At 68.8% G+C, this 19,183-nt stretch carries 15 protein-coding genes; all 15 read right to left on the reverse strand.

The genetic code is table 11. From position 1 onward, the window contains the following. Positions 1-138 precede the first annotated feature (138 nt). The 15 genes from ABH925_RS36315 to ABH925_RS36385 all read right to left on the reverse strand — a co-directional run bounded on the left by ABH925_RS36315 (position 139) and on the right by ABH925_RS36385 (position 18,440). Positions 139-444: a hypothetical protein gene (locus ABH925_RS36315; protein ID WP_370155636.1), complete on the reverse strand. Its 306-nt coding sequence runs from the start codon at positions 442-444 to the stop codon at positions 139-141. A gap of 659 nt (positions 445-1,103) precedes the next feature. Then, positions 1,104-1,892, reverse strand: a complete 789-nt coding sequence (locus ABH925_RS36320; protein ID WP_370155638.1) for a class I SAM-dependent methyltransferase — start codon at positions 1,890-1,892, stop codon at positions 1,104-1,106. Then, entirely contained in the window at positions 1,889-3,202 is a 1,314-nt protein-coding gene (locus ABH925_RS36325; protein WP_370155640.1) for an MFS transporter, read from the reverse strand. The genes ABH925_RS36320 and ABH925_RS36325 overlap by 4 nt, the downstream gene beginning before the upstream one ends. Next, positions 3,203-7,750 (reverse strand): aminotransferase class I/II-fold pyridoxal phosphate-dependent enzyme, encoded by a 4,548-nt coding sequence (locus ABH925_RS36330; RefSeq protein WP_370155642.1) that lies wholly within the window; start codon positions 7,748-7,750, stop codon positions 3,203-3,205. Positions 7,751-8,201: 451 nt separating this feature from the next. After that, a complete protein-coding gene (locus ABH925_RS36335; RefSeq protein WP_370155644.1) occupies positions 8,202-8,669 on the reverse strand; it encodes a hypothetical protein in 468 nt (155 codons plus the stop codon). Then, a complete protein-coding gene (locus ABH925_RS36340; protein ID WP_370155646.1) occupies positions 8,659-9,033 on the reverse strand; it encodes a hypothetical protein in 375 nt (124 codons plus the stop codon). The genes ABH925_RS36335 and ABH925_RS36340 overlap by 11 nt, the downstream gene beginning before the upstream one ends. A 203-nt stretch (positions 9,034-9,236) precedes the next feature. Continuing rightward, positions 9,237-10,361, reverse strand: coding sequence for a hypothetical protein (locus tag ABH925_RS36345; protein WP_370155648.1), 1,125 nt, complete (start codon positions 10,359-10,361; stop codon positions 9,237-9,239). A 661-nt stretch (positions 10,362-11,022) separates the two neighbouring features. After that, positions 11,023-11,742 (reverse strand): NUDIX domain-containing protein, encoded by a 720-nt coding sequence (locus ABH925_RS36350; RefSeq protein ID WP_370155650.1) that lies wholly within the window; start codon positions 11,740-11,742, stop codon positions 11,023-11,025. Next, a complete protein-coding gene (locus ABH925_RS36355) occupies positions 11,739-12,092 on the reverse strand; it encodes a DUF4406 domain-containing protein (RefSeq protein WP_370155664.1) in 354 nt (117 codons plus the stop codon). The genes ABH925_RS36350 and ABH925_RS36355 overlap by 4 nt, the downstream gene beginning before the upstream one ends. A 59-nt stretch (positions 12,093-12,151) precedes the next feature. Continuing rightward, entirely contained in the window at positions 12,152-12,937 is a 786-nt protein-coding gene (locus ABH925_RS36360) for a DeoR/GlpR family DNA-binding transcription regulator (RefSeq protein ID WP_370155653.1), read from the reverse strand. Between the two features lie 426 nt (positions 12,938-13,363). Then, positions 13,364-14,737, reverse strand: a complete 1,374-nt coding sequence (locus ABH925_RS36365; RefSeq protein ID WP_370155655.1) for a ParB/RepB/Spo0J family partition protein — start codon at positions 14,735-14,737, stop codon at positions 13,364-13,366. After that, positions 14,734-15,885: a ParA family protein gene (locus ABH925_RS36370; RefSeq protein WP_370155656.1), complete on the reverse strand. Its 1,152-nt coding sequence runs from the start codon at positions 15,883-15,885 to the stop codon at positions 14,734-14,736. Before ABH925_RS36370 ends, ABH925_RS36365 begins: the two co-directional genes overlap by 4 nt. A gap of 625 nt (positions 15,886-16,510) precedes the next feature. After that, a complete protein-coding gene (locus ABH925_RS36375; protein WP_370155658.1) occupies positions 16,511-16,714 on the reverse strand; it encodes a cold-shock protein in 204 nt (67 codons plus the stop codon). A gap of 214 nt (positions 16,715-16,928) precedes the next feature. Continuing rightward, on the reverse strand, positions 16,929-17,741 hold the full coding sequence (locus tag ABH925_RS36380; RefSeq protein ID WP_370155660.1) for a GAF domain-containing protein: 813 nt from the start codon (positions 17,739-17,741) through the stop codon (positions 16,929-16,931). A 6-nt stretch (positions 17,742-17,747) separates the two neighbouring features. Further along, a complete protein-coding gene (locus ABH925_RS36385; protein WP_370155662.1) occupies positions 17,748-18,440 on the reverse strand; it encodes a GAF and ANTAR domain-containing protein in 693 nt (230 codons plus the stop codon). Positions 18,441-19,183: the final 743 nt, after the last annotated feature.

Genomic DNA, 19,183 nt, shown 5'->3' on the forward strand with positions numbered 1-19,183 from the left:
CGGGGGGGCGGGGGCGGGTTCCCTTTTTAGCCGGCCCCCCCCCCACGCTACACCCCGCCCGGCGCGCGCGCGCGCCGCCCCACCCACCCACCCGGGGGGGGGGGCGGGTGGGGGCGCCCACCACCACGGACGTGCCTGTCAGCCACCGATGTGCCGACTGAGGCGGGCAACGAGGGCGGCCATGCCGCCTCCACCCGCCTCGACGCCGTGGTGGTCACGGTCACGGCACCAGTCGCCCCGGTCACGGTCACGGCAGCGGTCGTCCCGGAGCCAGTCGTTCCCGCCGCGGTCACGGTCACGGCAGCATTCGTGACGGTGACCGTCGTCGGCTTGGACCGCGGCCACGGTACGCGGGACGGCTGCCTGGGCGGTGACCGGGGCGACGACGCCTGCCACGGCCATTGCGGCTACCGCAGCCACCAGGGCGTTACGCATCAGCTTCATTTTTCCTCCATCGCTGTCGAGGCGACACCGGCGCGGCGCCCCAGGTGATTCCTCGTCAGTTCTTCCCGCATCCAGGACAAGACGTCCCATCTCATCCGATATTCATGCAATCGGGCGAGCGCTCCTCGCGCGACCGGGCGTGACCTGGCTACCGCGCGAACGCGGGGACCCTCGTGCCTCAACGGCGAACGGAGCAGTGAAGATCGCCGTGCTCCAGCAGCGCCTGGACAGGAACCGGTTCACCGGCCCCGGCGTCAGACGGATCGTCAATTCGCAAGCCGCTCAGGTGATTTCCCCACTTTTCCCGACACGCCGGGCGAGGCGGGCTCCGCCGGTGCGCGACCGTGTCCGTCGTACAGTCGTCCCACTCCGCCCCGCGTGAGGAGCAGACCCGGTCAACGGGCTGCTGTTGTATCGCCTTCCTGCCTGTTCGGGATGCACCTGGAAGTGAGATCGACGACGCGACGCCCTTCCCGCTGGTCGGGAATGCACTCGGGTGAACGGGTCGTCACTCCTTATCCTGCTAGGTCCGGGATGGTTTCGGCGAACGCCCCGAGCTCACCGAGCCCGGGGCCTTCGTCATGCCCCGCTGCCGCCGTTCGGCTCCCGGTTAGGCTGCGGAGTCCCCCAGGAGCGGGCCGGTGGCCCCGGGGCGCGGGTTAGCGTTCGCGACCTGCAGAGTCCAGGCCGTGCGCGGTGCGCGTCGCCTGGAGCAGCACCATGCCGGTGTCGCCGTAGTCGGGCAGTGTGGGGTCGCTGTCGATGCGGGTGACTGCGAGATGGTCGGTGTGCGGTTGGAACACGATGCGGACTGCGTGTGCGTCGATGGGGCAGCCGGGCCACACCGGCCCTGAACCCACGCGGTAGCGGGGCATGTTCTCCATGAATGCGGCGACCAGGAGGCCGCCGGGCCGCACGGAGCGGATGAAGGTGTGGCAGAGCGTGGTGAACTCCTCAATGTCCTCGGTGATGCTCTCGGCCACGAAGTTCATGGAGGCGAGGTCGTAGGTCCCCTCGGGCACGTCCCGGACGTCGCCGTGCAGGCTCTGGACGTGTGACAACGCCTCGGACAGGGTGGTGGGCAGAGCTGGTTGGAGGTCGCGGCACAGGGTGTAGAACGTCTGCCAGCTCTTGTCGGGGCCGTCGGTGAGCTGCCGGATCAGGTAGTCGACGCTGGCGGCGCTGGACTCGACGGCATGGATGCGGCAGCTGACCGCGGCGGCGAGCATCAGGGGGTAGAGGTTGGGGCCGGCTCCGAACTCCAGTGACCGGGTGACCGAGCCGGGGGGCAGCCGCCGGTAGAGGGCGGCGTGGTGCCGGATGACCTGGGCGTCGCAGGTGTGCAGTTCACGGTAGTTCTCGGCGAGGTAGTCCTGTACCGGCCACAGGTCCCAGTCCACGTCATCGTTGCGCAGCGGCCCGCGCGGGTGCTTCGGGGTCGGGTTCATGGAGGTGCTTCCTGCCGTTGTTGAGGGGACTGGCCGCGGGAGGCCGGGGTGTGCGCTGGCGGGTCGCGTTCCACGGTGCGCATGCCTGGCAGGAAGAGAAAGGCCAGGGTGAGTGCGGAGCCGATGGTGCCGGCGCCGATGAGTGTCCGGCGGGCGCCGATGGCTGCGGCGACGGGCGCGGTGAGGGCGTAGGACAGTGGCACGAGTGAGATCGAGACGAACCAGTCGACGCTGGAGACCCGACCCAGGAGCCGGGCTGGTACCAGGCGCTGCTTGGCGGTGCCCCAGGCGACGATTCCGGCGGTCTCCAGGCCGTTGACGGCCGCGCAGACGAGAGCGAGTTGCCAGGAGCTGGTGGCCAGGCCGTAGCCGGCGACGGCGAGGGTGGCGAGGGTCCAGGTGGTGTACATGAAGGTGATGAAGCGGCGGGGCAGGCCTGTCTGGCCGATGAGCAGGGCGGTCAGGACGGCGGTCGCGCCTCCGCAGGCGAGTACCGCTCCAAGCTCCGTGGCGGAGCCGTGCAGCAGTTGCTTGACCACGTAGGGCAGCAGGACCTCGGTGGGGCCGAGGAAGAGCAGGTACGCCAGCGCGGCGGAGGCCAGGGTGCCCCACAGCCAGGTCTGGCTGCGGACGTAGCGAATGCCGGCGCGGAGGTCCGCCCACACCGAGGGCTTGCGGTCCGGCCCGGAAGCCGGCAGGGGCCGGATCCTCAGCACGCAGCTCACCGAGAAGAGGAAGGTCAGCGCGTCGAAGGCGAAGGCTCCGCCGGGGCCGGCCGCAGCGACGAGCAGGCCTCCGACGGCGGTCCCGCCGATCTGCAGCGCCGCGGTGCGCACGAACTGGTCCAGGGCGTTGGCCTCGACCAGTTGGTGAGCGGGTACCAGGGTGGGCACGATCGCTTCGAAGGCCGGGGGGAAGAACCCGCTGGCGCCCCCGTACACCGCAGCCACCGCGATCAGCTGCCACAGGCGCAGTTCTCCGGTGAGCGCGAGCGCGGACAGAACCGCCAGGCAGGCACCGCGCACCAGATCGCTGGCGATCATGACCCGGCGCCGGTCCAGCCGGTCGCTGGCGACTCCTCCCAGGAGGACCAGGGCGAACTGGGGGGCGGCCAGTGCCACGCCGACCGCGGACATCCCGCCCGGCGAGCCGGTCAGCGTGTAGACCTGCCAGGCGAGAGCGACCAGGAGCACGCCGTCGCCGAGCAGCGAGGTGCTCATTCCCAGCCACAGGATCCGGAAGTCCCGGTGAGCCAGTGGTGCGAGGAGCTGCACCCGCCGCCTGTGGCCGGTCTCGTCGATGGTGCGCACTCAGACCCGCGGTTGGAGCTCGAACTGCTGGGCCAGCGCCGTCAGGGTGGCGTTGAGTTGCTCGATCTCCTCGTCGGTGTTGGCGGCGGTGATCTGGATCCGGAACCCCACCCGGTCGTGCGGGACCAGCGGATAGGCCGCCAGGGTGACGTAGACACCGTGGTGCCACAGGAACCTGCCGACAGCGTCGAGGTCGGCGCTGTCGAGCAGCGGGATCTCGATGATGGGCAGCCCGCTGGTGTTGGGGGTGCGGACCCCGAGTGCGGCCAGGTGTTCCAGGACTCGGGTGGACATGCGCCACAGGTCAGCGCGCAGCGCGTCGCCCCGGCGGGCGTTGACCTCGAAGCCTGCCAGGGTGGTGGCGAGTGACGCGATGGGTGAGGGCCCGGAGTAGAGGTAGGGGGCGGCGGCGACCTTGAGGTGGTCCTTGAGCCAGGTGGGCAGGGCGATGAAGGCCAGCAGCGACGAGTACGCCTTCGAGAATCCGCCCACGAGGATGATGCTGTCGTAGGGTTCGTTGAAGTGACGGACGATGCTGTTGCCCCGGGTGCCGTAGGGGCACGGTTCGGCGGGGCTGCGTTCGCCGATGATGCCGAAGCCGTGGGCGTCGTCGACGTAGAGCAGCGCGTCGTTGACGCGGCACAGGCGGGCCAGCGCGGGCAGGTCCGTCAGATTGCCCGACATGCTGTTGGCTCCGTCGACGCACACCATGCGTCGCTGGTCGGCCGGGGTGGCGCGCAGCCGTGCTTCGAGGTCGTCCAGGTCTTCGACGTGGCAGCGGTCCACGGTCGCGCCCTGGCCGCGGGCGATCATGCAGCCGTCGTAGACGGTCCGGTGGGCGGCGGAGTCGACGAAGATGCTGCCGGCTCCGGCGATCGCCGGGATCACGGAGGAGTGGATCAGGGTGATGGTCGGCAGCACCAGGGTGTCCGGTGCGCCGAGCAGTTCGGTCAGCTGTTCTTCGATCTGCGGGTAGAGCCGGGGGCTGCCCAGCAGCCGGGACCAGCTCGGGTGGATGCCCCAGCGCTGGATCTGCGGCTCGATCGAGGCCATGATCTCGGGGTCCAGGTCGAAGCCGAGGTAGTTGCACGAGGCGAAGTCGGTGAGCCAGTGGTCGCCGATCCTGATCTGGCGGCCGCGTACCTCGTCGATGACCGCGTCGCACATGGGGTTGGTCTGGCGCAGCCGGTCCAGGTCGCCCCAGCGGGTGTCGCGGCGCAGGAGGGTGACTGATTTCGATACTTCGGACATGTCTTGCTCCTTCTTCGCCTGTGGGGCGGGGACGGCCGTGCTGGGTGGTGGGGGCGTGATTGGGCCTCGCCGGCTCTGCTGTGGGCCCTTGGCGGGGGCATCGTCCAGTCCTGCGGCTGCTTCCGGGCCCGTCATGCGGTGCCGCGGTGCGGCGGCGGCCTTGGGGCGGCGGATCTCGCCCTCCTGCCGCAACAGCTGCTCGCCGACGTCGGCGCCCACCGGTGGCGAGAACAGGAACCCCTGCCCGAACTCGCAGCCCATGTCTGCGAGCCTGGCCTGCTGCCCGGGCTCCTCGATGCCCTCGGCGATCACCTTCATGCCCAGTGTTCTGGCGATCCGGATGATGCCCTCCACCAGGGCGACCTGCTGCTCGTCGACGAGGATCCCGTCAACGAACGATTTGTCGACTTTGAGGAGGTCGATGGGGTAGTCCCGCAGGTAGCCGAGCGAGGAGAATCCGGTACCGAAGTCGTCGATGGCGATGCGCACGCCCAGGTCCTTCAGCGTCCTCATGTCGGTGCGAACCTGGTCGCTCTGACGCATCAGCACGGTCTCGGTCAGTTCCAGGACCAGGGACCCCGGAGCCAGGCCCGACTCGTCCAGGACGTGGCGCACCGCGTCCACGAACCGGGGGTCGCGGAACTGGCGGGCCGAGACGTTCACGTTGATGTCCAGCGGCACCGGCCGGGGCACCGCGTGCTGCCAGTGCGCGGTGTCGGCGGCGGCCCGCTCCAGGATCCAGGCGCCGAGCGGCATGATCTGCCCGGTCTCCTCGGCCAGCGCGATGAAGTGCTCGGGCAGCACCAGGCCCAGCCTCGCGTGCGGCCACCTGGCCAATGCCTCGAAGCCGGTGATCGCGCCGCTCGCTATCTCCACGATGGGCTGGTACAGCAGCGTGAACTCCTCTTCGGCGATCGCGTTGTCCAGACTGGTCCGCAGTTCGTGACGCTCGACCATGCCGCTGTGCAGGATCGGCTGGTAGCGCCGCCACTGCCGCTTGCCGCCCGCCTTGGCCGCGTACAGGGCCAAGTCCGCGTGGCCCAGCAGTTCATCCCCGTCGGAGCTGTCCAGTGCGCTGGCGATGCCCACGCTCGCCGACACGCTGATGGTCTCGCCCTGGATCCGGAAGGGCTGGGAGAGGGTCGCCACGATGTGATTGGCGATCTCGTCCACCTCCGCAGGCGTGCCGACGCCCTCGACGAGGACCGCGAACTCGTCGCCGCCCAGCCGCGCTGCCATGTCCCCTGCCCGCAAGGTGCCCGAGAGCCGTCGTGCGGCGGCGACCAGGAGTTGGTCGCCGACGGTGTGGCCCAGCGTGTCGTTGACGATTTTGAAGTCGTCCAGGTCGATGAACAGCGCGCTGACCAGGTTGTGATCCCGCTCCCGGCTCTGGGGGGCGAGTGCGTGCTCGATGCGGTTCAGCAGCAGGATCCGGTTGGGCAGGCCGGTCAGTGAGTCGTGGAAGGCCCGATGGGTCAGCTCGCGTTCCAGCTTCCGCTGGTCGGTCACGTCTCGCAGGGTCAGGACCAGTCCGCGCACGCTGCGGTCGTGCCGCAGGTTGCTGCACCTCACCTCCACCTCGACGCGGTGGCCGTCCTGGCGCAGGAACTGCCAGTCCTCGCGCAGGTCCTGCTCTCGGTCGTGCTCCCGCATCCGGGCCAGGGCGCGGGCCGAGCGTTCGGCGTCGTCGGGGTGGACCAGGTCGGCGAGCCTCCTGACCGCGTTCGGGGGCTGCGGACCGAACATCGCCTCGGCCGAGGGACTGGCGTAGCGCACGGTGTTGTCGTCGTCCAGGATCAGGATCACGTCGGAGGCGTTGTGGATCAGTGCCCGGAAGTACGCCTCGCTGTCGCGGCGGACGATTTCCTTGGACAGCCGGATCCGTTCCACGGCCAGGGCGACCTGCGAGGCGAGGGTCTCCAGGACGCTGCGGAACTCCTCGAGCTGTCGCTGCGGTCCGGTCACGAGCAGAGCCCCGAACAGCGACTCTCCCGTAGGGCGGTCCTCAAGGATCAACGGGCACACCACCGCGGTCGGCGGGTCGAATCCGTCGGCGCCCGCTGCACCCACCAGCTCACCCACGCCCACCACCTGCGACTTACCGTCCTGCAACGACCGCAGCCAATCGCCGGACAGTTGCTGCGTGCGGGTGATCCGCCAGTCCGGTGGCGGGTCCTGCGTGCCGCGTACCGGCTGCAGCTCCTTGGCGTCGCCGAGTGCCAGCACGGCCTCGTGCCGTGTGTCCGGCCACAGCAACGTCGCTGCCGCGCCGCGGACCAGGCCTGCGATCTCCTCCACGCTGACGGCCGCCACCAGGGAGGCGGCTGACACGCGCAGCGCCCGCTCGCGGAGCACCGCCCGCCGATGGGTGGAGACCATGCCGGACAGCCGGGCGAGCACCAGCAGGAACAGGACGGCGGAGAAGACCGCGATGACGCCCGCGTCGCGGACATCTCCCCCGCCGGTCTCGTACAGCAGCATGCCGGGCGCGATCAGCGACGCCAGGGCGAGCAGGCCGAGCCGCCGGCCGGCGATCCCCACTCCCCGGCGGGGTACCGGTTCGGTCAGGCCCACCATGGAGGGAGCCAGTGCTGAAAGCCCCCAGGCGGTGTAGAAGACCACCCAGCCCAGATCCATCGGGGTGCCGACCTGCCAGGCGCCGTTGACCTGGTACCACCCGTACAGGACATCGGAGAACAGGATCCCCAGGGTGCCGATCGTGAGCAGTTGGATCGCACGCGTGCGGGTGCTGCCGGCCACGAGCAGCCGTGCGAGCATCGCCAGCATCAGCACGTCACCGAGCGGGTAGGCGATCGAGATCGCCTTGGCCAGCCAAGTCGTTCCGGACGCCTGCGTGTTGGGTTGGATCAGATAGATCCACGACAGCAGGGCCAGACCGGAGGTGAGGGTCAGCGCGTCCAGCAGGCTGCCCCAGTCGCGCTGGTCGACCGCACGGTAGCGGATGAACAGGAACAGCCCGGCGGCGAACAGCGGATACGTGGTCAGATAGAACGCGTCTGCGAGCGAGGGGAACGGATTCTGCTCACCGGTCACGCTCTGCAGGACGTTGTACGTCGTGTCACCGGCGGTGAAGGCGAAGTTCGCGCCGGCCAGCAGCAACCAGGGCAGACGGTGCGAGGGCCGGTGAAGGCGAACCCCCACCAGGATCGCGGCCACGCTGCTGAACCCGATCACCGCCCAGGTGACCGTGTGCCAGCCCGGTAGGAGTAGATAGAGGACCGTGGCCACGGCGACGCAGACCAGGTAGCCGACCACCAGGAGCCGCAATCGTGCCATGCAAACCGTCCTCCTTCGCGTCCACGCGCGGAGCATCGGCGCGCGGACCACGTGGTAGGCCGCGCCGCAATCGGCGAACCCGGACCGTTCCTGTTGGGGCCTTCAAAGTCCGTGGCTGGCAGCGGTGTCTCGGCAGGCGGTGATCGGGCCGGCAAGGCTCTCGTCCGGGGGTCTCTCGGCCCGGTCGTGGGGGCCGCGTCCCGGCTCGCGGGAAGGGGAACGACCCTACAGCACTGTTCTCCTGCCTCGATCAGACAAGAGGCAGCCTTCATTTCAGTAGACAACATCCACCGCAGGAAGGCACGCCAGATCGAACCACCGCGCTCACGGAAACGGCCAGTACGCCGGTACGCCGCTTGGGCGCACGTGCCTGCCCCCCACTCGCTCCGCACCGAGCCACCCAAGCGGAGCGCAGGCACGAGTTCACCCAAACCAGGCCTGACCTGTGCCTTCAACCGTCCAGGCCAGGCTGGACAATGACGTAGCGAGTGCGCCCCGCACGGTAGAGCAGCGCGTCCCAACCCGCCTGCGCGAGGACCCCCACGCAGCGTCCGAGCGCTACGTCGCCGGCGTCGCTGGGCCGCTCCCCTCTGCGGTGCCGCCACACCACCCGCACCACGGTCGGGCTGTCCAAGGTGAGCTGGACCCCGGTGTGCTGGACGGCTCCGTGCTCGTCCAAAGCGCAGAACGCGGTGCCGCCTGCTTCGAGGGCCAGGCCGATGGCTTGCAGGGGGCGGTTCTTCTCCCACTCCGCAGGCAGCTGCGGGTGTTCGGGCAGGGTCAGGCAGCGGATCTGACGCAGCGACTTCCATGCTTGGAGGACCTGCTGCTGCCGCGTGTCGTCGAACACCTCTCCGTGCTCGTGCCCCGTTCGCGCCTCGAACCCCGACTCCCCCGTCATCACGGTGTCACTGGGCATCGGGGCTGCATGTCGCGTACCGACGGGGGGCCTCGGCCCCGCGCGGCCGCTGTGGCCGCAGCGGGTCGGTGGCGCGCTGTCCGGCGTCGGTGAGCCTTGCCCGCCACCGGCGGCCCTTGCGGTCCCGCTCCGGGTGCTCTTCGATCACGGCCAGGCCGAGTGCCTGCAGGGCCTTCACCGTGGCCAGGTGAATCCCGCCGGGCTGGCGTGCAGCGGTCAGCCCCTGGTCCTCAAGGCGCCGGATCTCGCCGAGCGCGTCCCGCTGCCGCTCGGACAGCGCGTCGAGGTCGACTGCTCCCGCGCTGGGTTCCCGCCTGTCCATCAGGCCGCCCTCACCCGTGCCGCTGCCGCTGCGAGCCGCCACGCCGCCGGCCGCCTCACTGGAGCGCCGCTCGTGCTGCCGAGCTGCGTGGCGGGTACGTCCATCGCGAGAGGCCCCCATCTGCACACCATTGGAAGAAGGCCGCCATCATCTCGCACGAGCACGACCGCGCCATGGCCTGCCTCAGTCCGTACTGGATGAACGAGGCAGGGATTCCATGGACGGCGGCCCCGGGAGAAGCAGAGTCAGTCGATGAGCCGCTCCAGGATCCAGTCGACCAACGTCCGGGTCACCTGGCTGTGCTCGGTGTTCTCAGTCTCGCACTTGAACTCGTCGAGCCGGCTCTTCTCGGCCGGCAGCGACTCGATGGGCTCATAGGGGTCGACGTTCCACATCACCGGGTCGTAGTCCAGCGCGACCGCGCTCACCGAAGGGACGAAGCAGCCGCTGCGGTACTCCGGCGGGATCTCCGCCCTGAGCGCGTCCGCGATCAGACCGAAGGAGTCGAGGCCTCCACCGGGCGCGCCGTCGAGGGCCGGAACGTACGAGGTGGTGCCCCGCCGCACCTGACCCAGGGCCTTCATCTCGCCGATCGGCCGGCGCTCACCTCCATCGGGCTGGAAGCGGGCGGTCGCGGCGGCGATCAGCGGCAGCTGCCAATCGAACACGGTCTCACCGGGCGGCAGATCGCGGCCGATGCCGTTGCCGGTGCCGTTGGCCACGCCCAGCTTGCGGGGCAGCGCCGGGAACTGGCCGTACTCCTCCAGTTCTGCCAGGAACTGCTTGCGCAGCTCGCTGGAAGTGGCGACCTGGCCGGAGTACTTGGCGTTCTCGACCCAGGCCCAGAGCAACTGTTGCGCAGCGGGACTCCTGATCAGCTCGGCCCGCTTGGGCGCGTCGGGGTCGCCGGCGGGGAAGTCCTCGAAGAAGTAGGCCATCTGCTGGAGTACCAGCGGGATCCAGGCCCCGTTGTGCGGGGAGTCCCAGGAGAGGTAGGTCCCGGTCTGGTGGTCCTGGCCGTGGTGCTCCATCTCGGCGAGGGCATAGCGGGTGATCATGCCTCCCATGCTCACCCCGCCCACGATGAGTTGGGCGTCGCCCTGGCGTTCCGCGATGGCCTGGTGGATTGCGCTGATCACCACGCCGGCATTGGCCTGGATGTAGGTGTGCCGCTCTTCGAAACCGACCAGAATGACGTCGATGCCCGCGTCGAGCAGTTGGTCCAGGAAGCCCTTCTCTCCGCCCGGGTAGGGTGCGTTCAAGTGATCCCACAGACCCGGCAGGTCACTGGGGCCGTAGTTGAACCCGTCCGCGAAGATGAACGGGCGCACCAGATTCTTGCGCCCGTTGGCGTAGTAGACCGCTGCCATGCCGGTCGCCACCTCGTCGCGGTACGGTCGAGCGGACCGTAGATTCCAGACCTTCGGTTTCCGGCGCTGGGAGTGGAGTGCGCGTGACGGGGTCGCGAACCAGATTCCCGGTTCCAAGGTCTCGGCGAGTGCCGCCCATCCCTCGGTCGACGGCTGCCCCTTGGGTCGCTTCGCCGTCAACTCAACGTCGATCCTGGCTTCCTGTGCCATGACTACCACCTCTACTCGGGTCCTTCTCATGGATGTGCGACTGCTCTCGCCCCAACGGTCCGCACCGCTGTCATCAGCAATTGGGCAAGCAATGCACGGGAGTTCCCACCGGCCCGGCCAGGTGCGCAGGCCTCCACTTCCAGACAATAGCCAAATGTAATGAACTGCTCACTCAGAGTGTGGATCTTCGAGCTGATGACACGATCTCCTCGGAGTCGCTCTCAAACTTCCCCAGATGCTTGGGAATTCACCGAACCGAGGAACCGCGCGAGCTTCGCCGCACCTCGGAGGACACCAGCGCCAGGAGACCGGCGGCCGTGGCGGCGGTCCCGCGCTCAGGTGCCGACCCGTTCCACCAAGCGCCCCTCATTGCCCTCCAGCGCATGAGGGACGTTCCCCAGACCGGTCCTCCTTGTCATTGACGGCTTCGTCCGACTGCCGGGATGACGCTCTACCTGGAGAACGGCGCCGGCCCCGCCCCGCCCGGATCCTGAATCGACACGGGGTGCGGGATGGTCTGCCGGAACGGGCCGTCCAGGGCAGCCCATTGGAGCAGCATGATGGTTTTGGCGTCGGCGATCGTGCCGTTGCGGACCATGTCGAGTGCCTGGGCGAAGGGAAGTTCGACGGTGGTGATGTCCTCGCCCTCGGTGGCGATTCCGCTCGCGCCGACAGGGTTGTCCGCCGGGTCGTAGGGTGCCGCATAGAAGTGCAGGCGCTCGGTGACGGAGCCAGGGCTCATGTACACGTCGAAGGCGTGTTCGGGGGTACCGATGATGTGCCCGGTCTCTTCGACGGCCTCGCGCCGGATTGCCTCTTCCGGGCTGTCGCCGTCGAGGAGCCCCGCGGCGGTTTCCAGGAGCATGCCGTCGGGGTGCCCGTTGACGTAGGCCGGCAACCGGAACTGACGGGTCAGCAGCACGGTGCGCCGGTCCGTGTTGTGGAGCAGGATGGTCGCCCCGTCGCCGCGGTCGTAGGTTTCGCGCTGCTCCTGGCTGATGTGTCCATCGGAGTGCTGGTAGTCGAAGGTGGTCTTACGCAGGACGTACCAGTCGCAGGAGAGCACCTCGACCTCGCGGATCCGCACGCGCGGGTTGCCGGTCAGATCGCGACCGTGCTGGTCCAGGCCGGTGCGTCCTCGTCGGTCGGGGGTGTGGATTCCGGCGGTCATCGGGCGGCCGGAACGTCGACGGGGCTGGTGTAGACGTCCTTGCCCTGCGCGACGGCCTGGGCGACCATCCGGTCCGCCCCCTGGGAGGGGCCGCCGATCCGCAGGACCGCGTCGCAGCGGGCGAGCAGTTGCTCGGCGATGGGGTGGAATATCTCCTGGAACAGGGGGTCGCCGGGGTGGGTGCTGCCGGCTGTCTCCAGGAGCGGCAGGGCGAGCGCTTCGCCGGTGACGGGCAGGTGTCCGGCACGGAAGAGGTCGAGGGCGGTCTGGTGCATGGCCCGCACATTGGCTTCGAGTTTGTGCGGGTCGTCGCCGGTGCCCGATCGGTAGGGGCCGGCGACGAGAATCATCAGTGAGCGCGGAACGGTGGTCACAACGGAACACTCCTCGGTACGGGGTGGGGACGGGCTCAGGCCAGAACGGTGTCGACGCCCGCGTCTCGCAGGGCGTCCAGGGTCTCGGGGCCGCTGGGGTGAGTGGCGCCGTCGGCGGCGGCCCGGTCGGTGACGAAGCGGTGGACCGTGTCGAGGGGGGCGACGCGGCTGAACGCGCGCACACCAAGCTTGGTCGCGTCTGCCACCGCGACCGTGTGCGCGGCCCGGGCGAGCCCGGCCTGCTTCACGGCTGCGTCGTCCAGGGAGAACTCCGACCAGCCGTATTCGGCGTGCACGCCCCCGATGGACATCACGAAGCAGTCGAAGGCCAGGGACTCCAGGGTGCGCAGCGCCAGCGGTCCGACGAAGGAACGCTCGCCGGGACGGGAGCGGCCGCCGACGACAAGCAGGTCGATCCCGGGTCGGTCCGCAAGGCACTGCGCGGCCTGCATGCTCAGCACGGCGACCGTCAGCGGTGCCCGGGCGGCCAGGTGCTCGGCGACGTGCGCTGTCGTGGTCCCCGCATCCAGCAGCACCCGCGACCCCGGCTCGACCAGCGCGGCCACGGCCGCACCCAGCCGGTCCTTGGTGGCGGCCTGCCACGGCTCCCGCGCGGAGAATCCCGCGTCCTCGGGCCGCGAGCGGGTGGAGACAGCCCCGCCGTGCACGCGGCGCACCAGCCCCTGGCTCTCCAGCGCGTCCAGGTCCCTGCGCACGGTCATCTCCGAAACACCCAGGCGCTGGGAGAGCTCCGACACGGAGACCCGGTCAGAGCCCTGCACCAACCTCAAGGTCAGGTCCAAACGACTAGCGGCATCCATAACCGACTTTCTACCATAGACAAAGTTTAAATGAACATCTATGTGGGAGATATGCAGTAGAACTGCTCCAGCACGCAGAGCACGTACGGCCCGCCAGTCCCCCGTCCCGGGTGCCAGGGGCGGGCGCCGATGTCGATGGCGCAGTCCTGCCACGTCGCGCCCAGCATGTCGCCCCGTGGCAGCGGCGGTGCATCCGAAGAAGACCCGGAGGGCGGCAGTCTTCGGAGTTGTCCATGGACAACTCCGAAGCGTGTGCCGCGGTGGCTGGCAGCAACCTTGGCGTCGCTGCGGTTGTCCAAGTGAGGCTCGATCCGGTGCGGTGAGCGGCCTGTGGGCGAGCTGGAGCTGCATCACCTCAGCACCCGTGAAAGCGTGAAGTCCGCCCCCGAGGTGCTGGAGGCGGACTTCACGTGGGATCGGGGTTACTCAGTCGGCCCCCTCTGAGATGCGCAGCTCGGCGGCCACCTGGTTGAGCAGATTGAGTAGCTCGAACAGGCGATGCAGCGGCAGGGCCTCGATCAGGACGCGGGCTGTGTCCTGGGGCTCTGCCACGGCGAGCCACTCCTGCACGTTTTCTGCCGTCAGGTCTTCAGCGGGCTGCAGGTGGCGTTCGGCGGGCTCGGTCCGGGTGCCCGCGTGCTGCTGCGCCGGTACGGCGGACCCGCCTTGCGGGGTGACCCCGCCGAGGGCCGGCCTTGGGGACGTGGTGCTGAGCGCGGGGACCGCGATGACAGGAGTGCCCAGTCCGTTGGGGGTGGCGTTGTCCATGGACAACTCCACGGGCTTGCTGGGCTGTGCGTCGTTCCTCGGCGCGCCGCCGAACGGTGTCGGCGAGGATGCGACCTCGCTGCTGGACGGGGCCTGGGAGTTGTCCATGGACAACTGGGGGACCTCTGCCAGAGCGTCGGGTGCGGTTTCCGCTCCGCTGCGGTTGTCCATGGACAACCGCAGGACGTCTGCTGCCGGAGCGGCAGGAGCGGCGACAGTGGCTCGCGGGTTGTCCATGGACAACCCGCGCTGTCGCTCGGCGGCCTCACGCAGCAGCGTCTTGCGTTCCTGCTTCTCCTGTTCCTCCTGAGTCTTTGTGGCCTCCCAGCGGGCGACCAGATCCGGGTGGGTGAGGCCGGGCTCCCGCTTGAGCTGACGGGCCAGCACACGCCCGTGCCGCTCGGGCATTTCGCCCGTGCTGAGGAGCAGCTGTGTCTCCTCGGGGAGGGTGAGCAGGATGAGTTGGTTGCTGACCCAGGACTTGTCCCTGCGCAGCCGTGTGGCTGCCTCCACCTGGTCTCGGCACTCGGCCACGAGCTGCTGGACGCCACGGGCGCGCTCGATGAGGTCGAAGTCCTCGCGGTCGAGGTTCTCCTTGAGGAGGTTGTCGATGAACTCGCTGCGGCTGGCTGCCAGGTCGTCCCGGACGACGAAGTCGAGCGTTTCGAGTCCGACCTGGAGGGCGGCGCGAAGGCGGCGCTCGCCGTTGAGGAGGACGATCTCGGCGGTCTCGGTGATCTGACTGTCGTGTTCGGGGAAGTGTTCGAGGTATCGCTCCCGTGAGACGCCGACGCAGGCGGCGAGCTGCCGCTTGCGCAGTTCCTCACCGAAAGCGGACAGCTGTTCCGGTGAGCCGAAGTTCCGGCGCGGATTCAAGGGGGAGGGACACACCCGGTCGAGCGGGAAGCGCTGCAACTCGTATTCGGGGATGGCGCCTTCGGCGAGCTTCTTGGCGCGTCCGCGATCGCTGAGGCGGGCGTTCTTCGCCCGTCCGAAGGAGGTGCCCTGGCCGACACGGTCGGCGACGCTCATGAGATCTCCCGTGCGATGGTACGCATGGCGCCGGCCTGGTCCGAGGTGGGGGCGTAGGCCAGGAGCGCCTGCTTGTTGCGGACTGCTTCGCGTTGCGGGGCCAGGTCGGGCACGACGGCCACGACAGGGGGCTCGCCGAGGTCCTTCCACGCGTCCAGCGACGAGGTGGCGACGTAGCCGCGGCGTGCGTCGTACTGGTTGACGATGATGCCGGCCTGGTGGATGTCGATGTCGAGGTCCTCGGACAGCGAGTCGACCTGTTCCTGCAGCAGTTCGAACGCGTCGGCGGAGGAGTCCTCGGCCTGGACCACGATGAACATGCCCGACTCTCTTGTGATCTCGTTGGGGCGGGTCCGTGCGAAGTAGAGGGCGTTGTCCATCGCGTAGCCCAGGCTCGGCGGGCAGTCGATGACGATGTAGTCGAAGCGGTCCTCAAGGGGCTTGAGCGCTGATTCGAGCGCGGTCTCCTTGATGCGGATCTCGCGGGTCGTGGCGAGTTTCGCGTCCAGCAGGAAGGCGTCCTTGCACGAGGGGAGCAGATACAGGCGACCTCCGAAGATCTCGTCGGCGATCGGGACGAGCAGGTCGGCGATCTCCCCCTTCCCCTCGCCTGTCATGAACTTCATCAGGCTCGGCTCGCCGTAGACGATCGGGTCCTGGTCGAGTTGGTTGGTCAGGTGGCACTGGGGGTCGAAGTCCACCATGAGGACCCGGAATCCGGCCTCAGCCAAGGCCTGGGCAACGCCGGCGGACACTGCCGTTTTGCCGACTCCGCCTTTCTGGTTGGCCATGATGTAGCGGCGGCAGCCGCTGTGGTCGCCGCTGCGGCTGACCACGGCGTGGACGTCCAGCCACAGGCGGATGGACTGCGCGATGCCCTGCGCGAAAGGCACGCCGCGCTCCGCGCACGTCGCCTTCAGCTCCGCGGCCATCCCGGTCGGCAGGTAGGTGGAGAACGGAGTCCCCCCGGACGTGTCGACCACCGGCAGCGGCTCGGTGAGGGCACGCCAGGCATGCACTCCCTCCGTCACTGCATCCTTGATGTCGACGGACAACTGCGCGGCGCGGACCTTCAGTTCGTACCGCAGCGCAGGAGGCAGCTTGCAGACTACCTTTTCTCTTTGATCAGGGCTGTAGGGCGCAGTCATGCGGATACCTTACTAACTTTGGCGGGTGACGGAGAGACAGGCGGGTCCATGTCGTATATGTCTGCTTCCATCCCCGGCCGCCCAGCCAGCCCGGCATGGGATCGCTCGATTCTCCAGGCCGATGAAGGCGGGAGGTTAGCGTCAACTCGAGTAGTGACCGGGCCCGGAGGTGGTTCGCATCCCGGGCAGCAGTCTCAACGGCTCAGACGAACACCAAGTCCGGCACCGTGCGCCGAAACGACCGGGTCGTCTTCGACGTGCGCCCGCCGCAGGAACAGGGCCACGCACGGCCGGCAATACCGCAGCTCGTAGCCCGGACCCGACGCGGCCTCGACGCGGCCGACGGGGATCGTCGCGACCTGCTTCTCGCAGCAGTCGCAGTACCGGCGCGGAGATGGCCGGAGTGAGGCCTCAACACAATCCGACGGATGCTCGCCACTCTGGTGAGGGTCCCAGAGCTCCGCGCTGAGCGATGTCCATGGGGTGCTGCGCGAGTTGGGCATCGAGGACGGGACCTGACCGACGAGCTGTACACGGCGCCCGTGGCCAAGAGGCGACAGCTCCTGGTTGCTTGCGTCAGGACGCCCCGCACCAGTTCGGTGCGCGGGCGCCGCTGACGTACAGGTCAGGCCGGGACGATGTTCTCCGCCTGCGGGCCCTTCTGGCCTTGCGTCACGTCGAACGTGACCTTCTGGCCCTCCTGGAGCTCACGGAAGCCCTGGGCGTTGATGTTCGTGTAGTGAGCGAAGACATCGGCGCCGCCGCCGTCCTGCTCGATGAAACCGAAGCCCTTCTCGGCGTTGAACCACTTCACAGTTCCACTGGCCATGCTGCTTCCCATCCGGGACAGGGGGTACTGGCTGTTCAGTATCCCTTGGGTAAGGTGATCGCCCTGGTCCTCGGACTGCCGGTAGAGCTGGACTCCGAACCACGCGTTCGAGCAGCACGGTATGCGCCCGGCAGCCGTGGTGCCAGCAGCCGGGCCAGGGCCGACGGGGTGTTTCGCCGTTGCCGTGCGAGGGGACGTCGCCGCCTGCCGGGGCTCAGTCGTGCTCGGGGCCAGGAGCGGCGCCCTGCGTCGGGTGGGCCTGGTCGCGGGTGGCACCGGTGCCGGGGGACGAGATGCTCATTCCCCGCAGGATCGCCTCGGTGTCGATGTCGCCGGCGATGATCTGACGGGCGAGGTCGGTGATGTGTGCCTGGTGGGTGCGGGCGTAGTCACGCAGGATGGCGAAGGCCTCGTCGATGCTGGTGTGCCAGCGTTCGGCGAGGATGCCCTTGGCCTGCTCGACGATGATGCGGGTATTCAGCGCGGTCTGCAGCTGGACCCGTTCAAGCTGGCTCTGCTGCAGCGTCCGCTGCTGGAGGATGGCGATGGTGGCGATATCGGCCAGAGCCTGGGCCAGGGACTGGTCGGCTGAGGTGAAGGTTCCGGGCTCCTGGTGGAAGAGGTTGAGGGCACCGACCACCCGGCGGCGCAGCCGCAGGGGGATGGCGTGAGTGCGGGCGAATCCGGCGTGGCGGGCGCGGGCGGTGAAGTGGGGCCATTGGCTCTGGGCAGCGGGAGTGGTCAGGTCGATGTCGGTGCGGGCCTGCCCGGTGCGGTAGCACTCGATGCAGGGTCCTTGGTCGTGCTGGAGGGCGAAGAGTTCCAGCAGGCGGGTGTTCTCGTCCGAGGCGGCCAGGATCTGCAGTTCGTCGTGCTGGTCCACCAGCAGGATCCCGGCGGCGGAGACGTCCAGGAGTTCCACACACCGTTCGGACAGTCGCTGCAGCAGGTCGATGATGTCGAAGTCGTCGGTCAGGGAGTCGGCGACCTCCACGAAAACCTCGGTGAGTCGATGCACGGACGTCATGGTCGGTCAGTCCCTGTCTTCCGTGATGGGGCGGTGGTTGGTCTCGGCGCTGGAGCCGTTGGGCGGCAGGCGCAGCTTTCGGGTGACGATGTCGTGGGAGACGTCGCTGATAGGGCGTCCGCTGTGATAAGCGTAGGCACGCAGCCGCAACAGGGAATCGGCCAGGGACAGAGCGAGCTGGACGCTGAGCATGCCCACGGCCTGGTGGACCACGGCGCGCGAGAGTGTCTGGGGCGGTTCCCAGTGATCCAGGTAGCGTGCGGTCAGGGCGGCAGCCAGGGCCAGAGCGTCCTGCGTCTGCGAGTCGGTCAGGGCTCCGGCGGCCTCCCGCACGGCGGTCAGCGCTCCCAGTTGGATGGCGCCGAGAACCAGCGGGAAGCTGAAGACAGCTCTCACCGGCAACAGCTCGGCTTCGGCAGGTAGCAGGTCCCAGCGCTGTACGCGGACGAGACGCAGGTCCGGTTCCAGGACGGGCAAGCCGGTGCGGGCGGCCTCGGCGGCCGGGCCGTGGCCCAGGGTGAACTGGAGATCCTCAAACCGGCGGCTCAGCGTGGAGGAGAACCACAGCAGCTCACCGGACGGGCTGGCGCTCTGCGCGGTCAACGTCACCGACAGTCCGTCCACGCCCATCGCGACAGCCCCGCGCTGGGCCTGCTCGGTCCAGTCGGGGTGGTGCAGCCGGGCCAGAACGGCGGCCATCTGGTCACTGACCACGATGGCCCGAGCCGTGGAGGCCGGACGCCAGTGGTGTGCGGGGTCCCATGATGCCCCTTGGTGTCGGCCAGCGCGCCAGACGGATTCCAGCCGCTGGTCTCAATCTACCGCGCGGCCGGGTGCCATTGTTGATCGGGCCGCATGACGTGGCCGGGAGCGATGGTCGTGTGCCAAGCACTGGCCCTGTGTCCCCCGACCGCCAGCCGCCCTGGTGCCCATCCCACACACGTAGCCGCCATCCCTGCGCATACAGATAGTGCGGGCCTCGTCGCGGCCCGTCCCCACCGTGCCACCCTCGGTTATTGGCCAGCGATGCGACGGATCACCCGGTCAAGCAGCTGATCAGCAGGCGGCTGCCGCCGCTGCCACACGTGCCCGCCGTAGGTCCCTGGAGGAGCGCATGCGGCCGGCGAAGCACCGCAGCGATCACCTGGAATCGATCACCGGGGCAGACGGCACCGGTATCGACGTACTCCCTCCTTCTGCTTCGAGGGATTCGACATCCTTGCCATGCTCATGACTTCCACCAGGGTTGCCCCCACCAGTAGGTCAAGCGCTCAGCGACCGTCCGCGACCAACGACCATTGCAGTCGGTCGTCTGGCGTTGAAACGAGGCAACGGGGTGTGTACCGCGGTCATGTCCCTTGGAGTGGTGTAACGGTCGCATGCCAACGGTTATGCGGTGGGCGGTAGTTCGTCGGGGGTGTGCGGGTCGGGGTAGATCTTTT

Source organism: Streptacidiphilus sp. EB129 (assembly GCF_041262645.1).
Taxonomy (GTDB): domain Bacteria; phylum Actinomycetota; class Actinomycetes; order Streptomycetales; family Streptomycetaceae; genus Streptacidiphilus.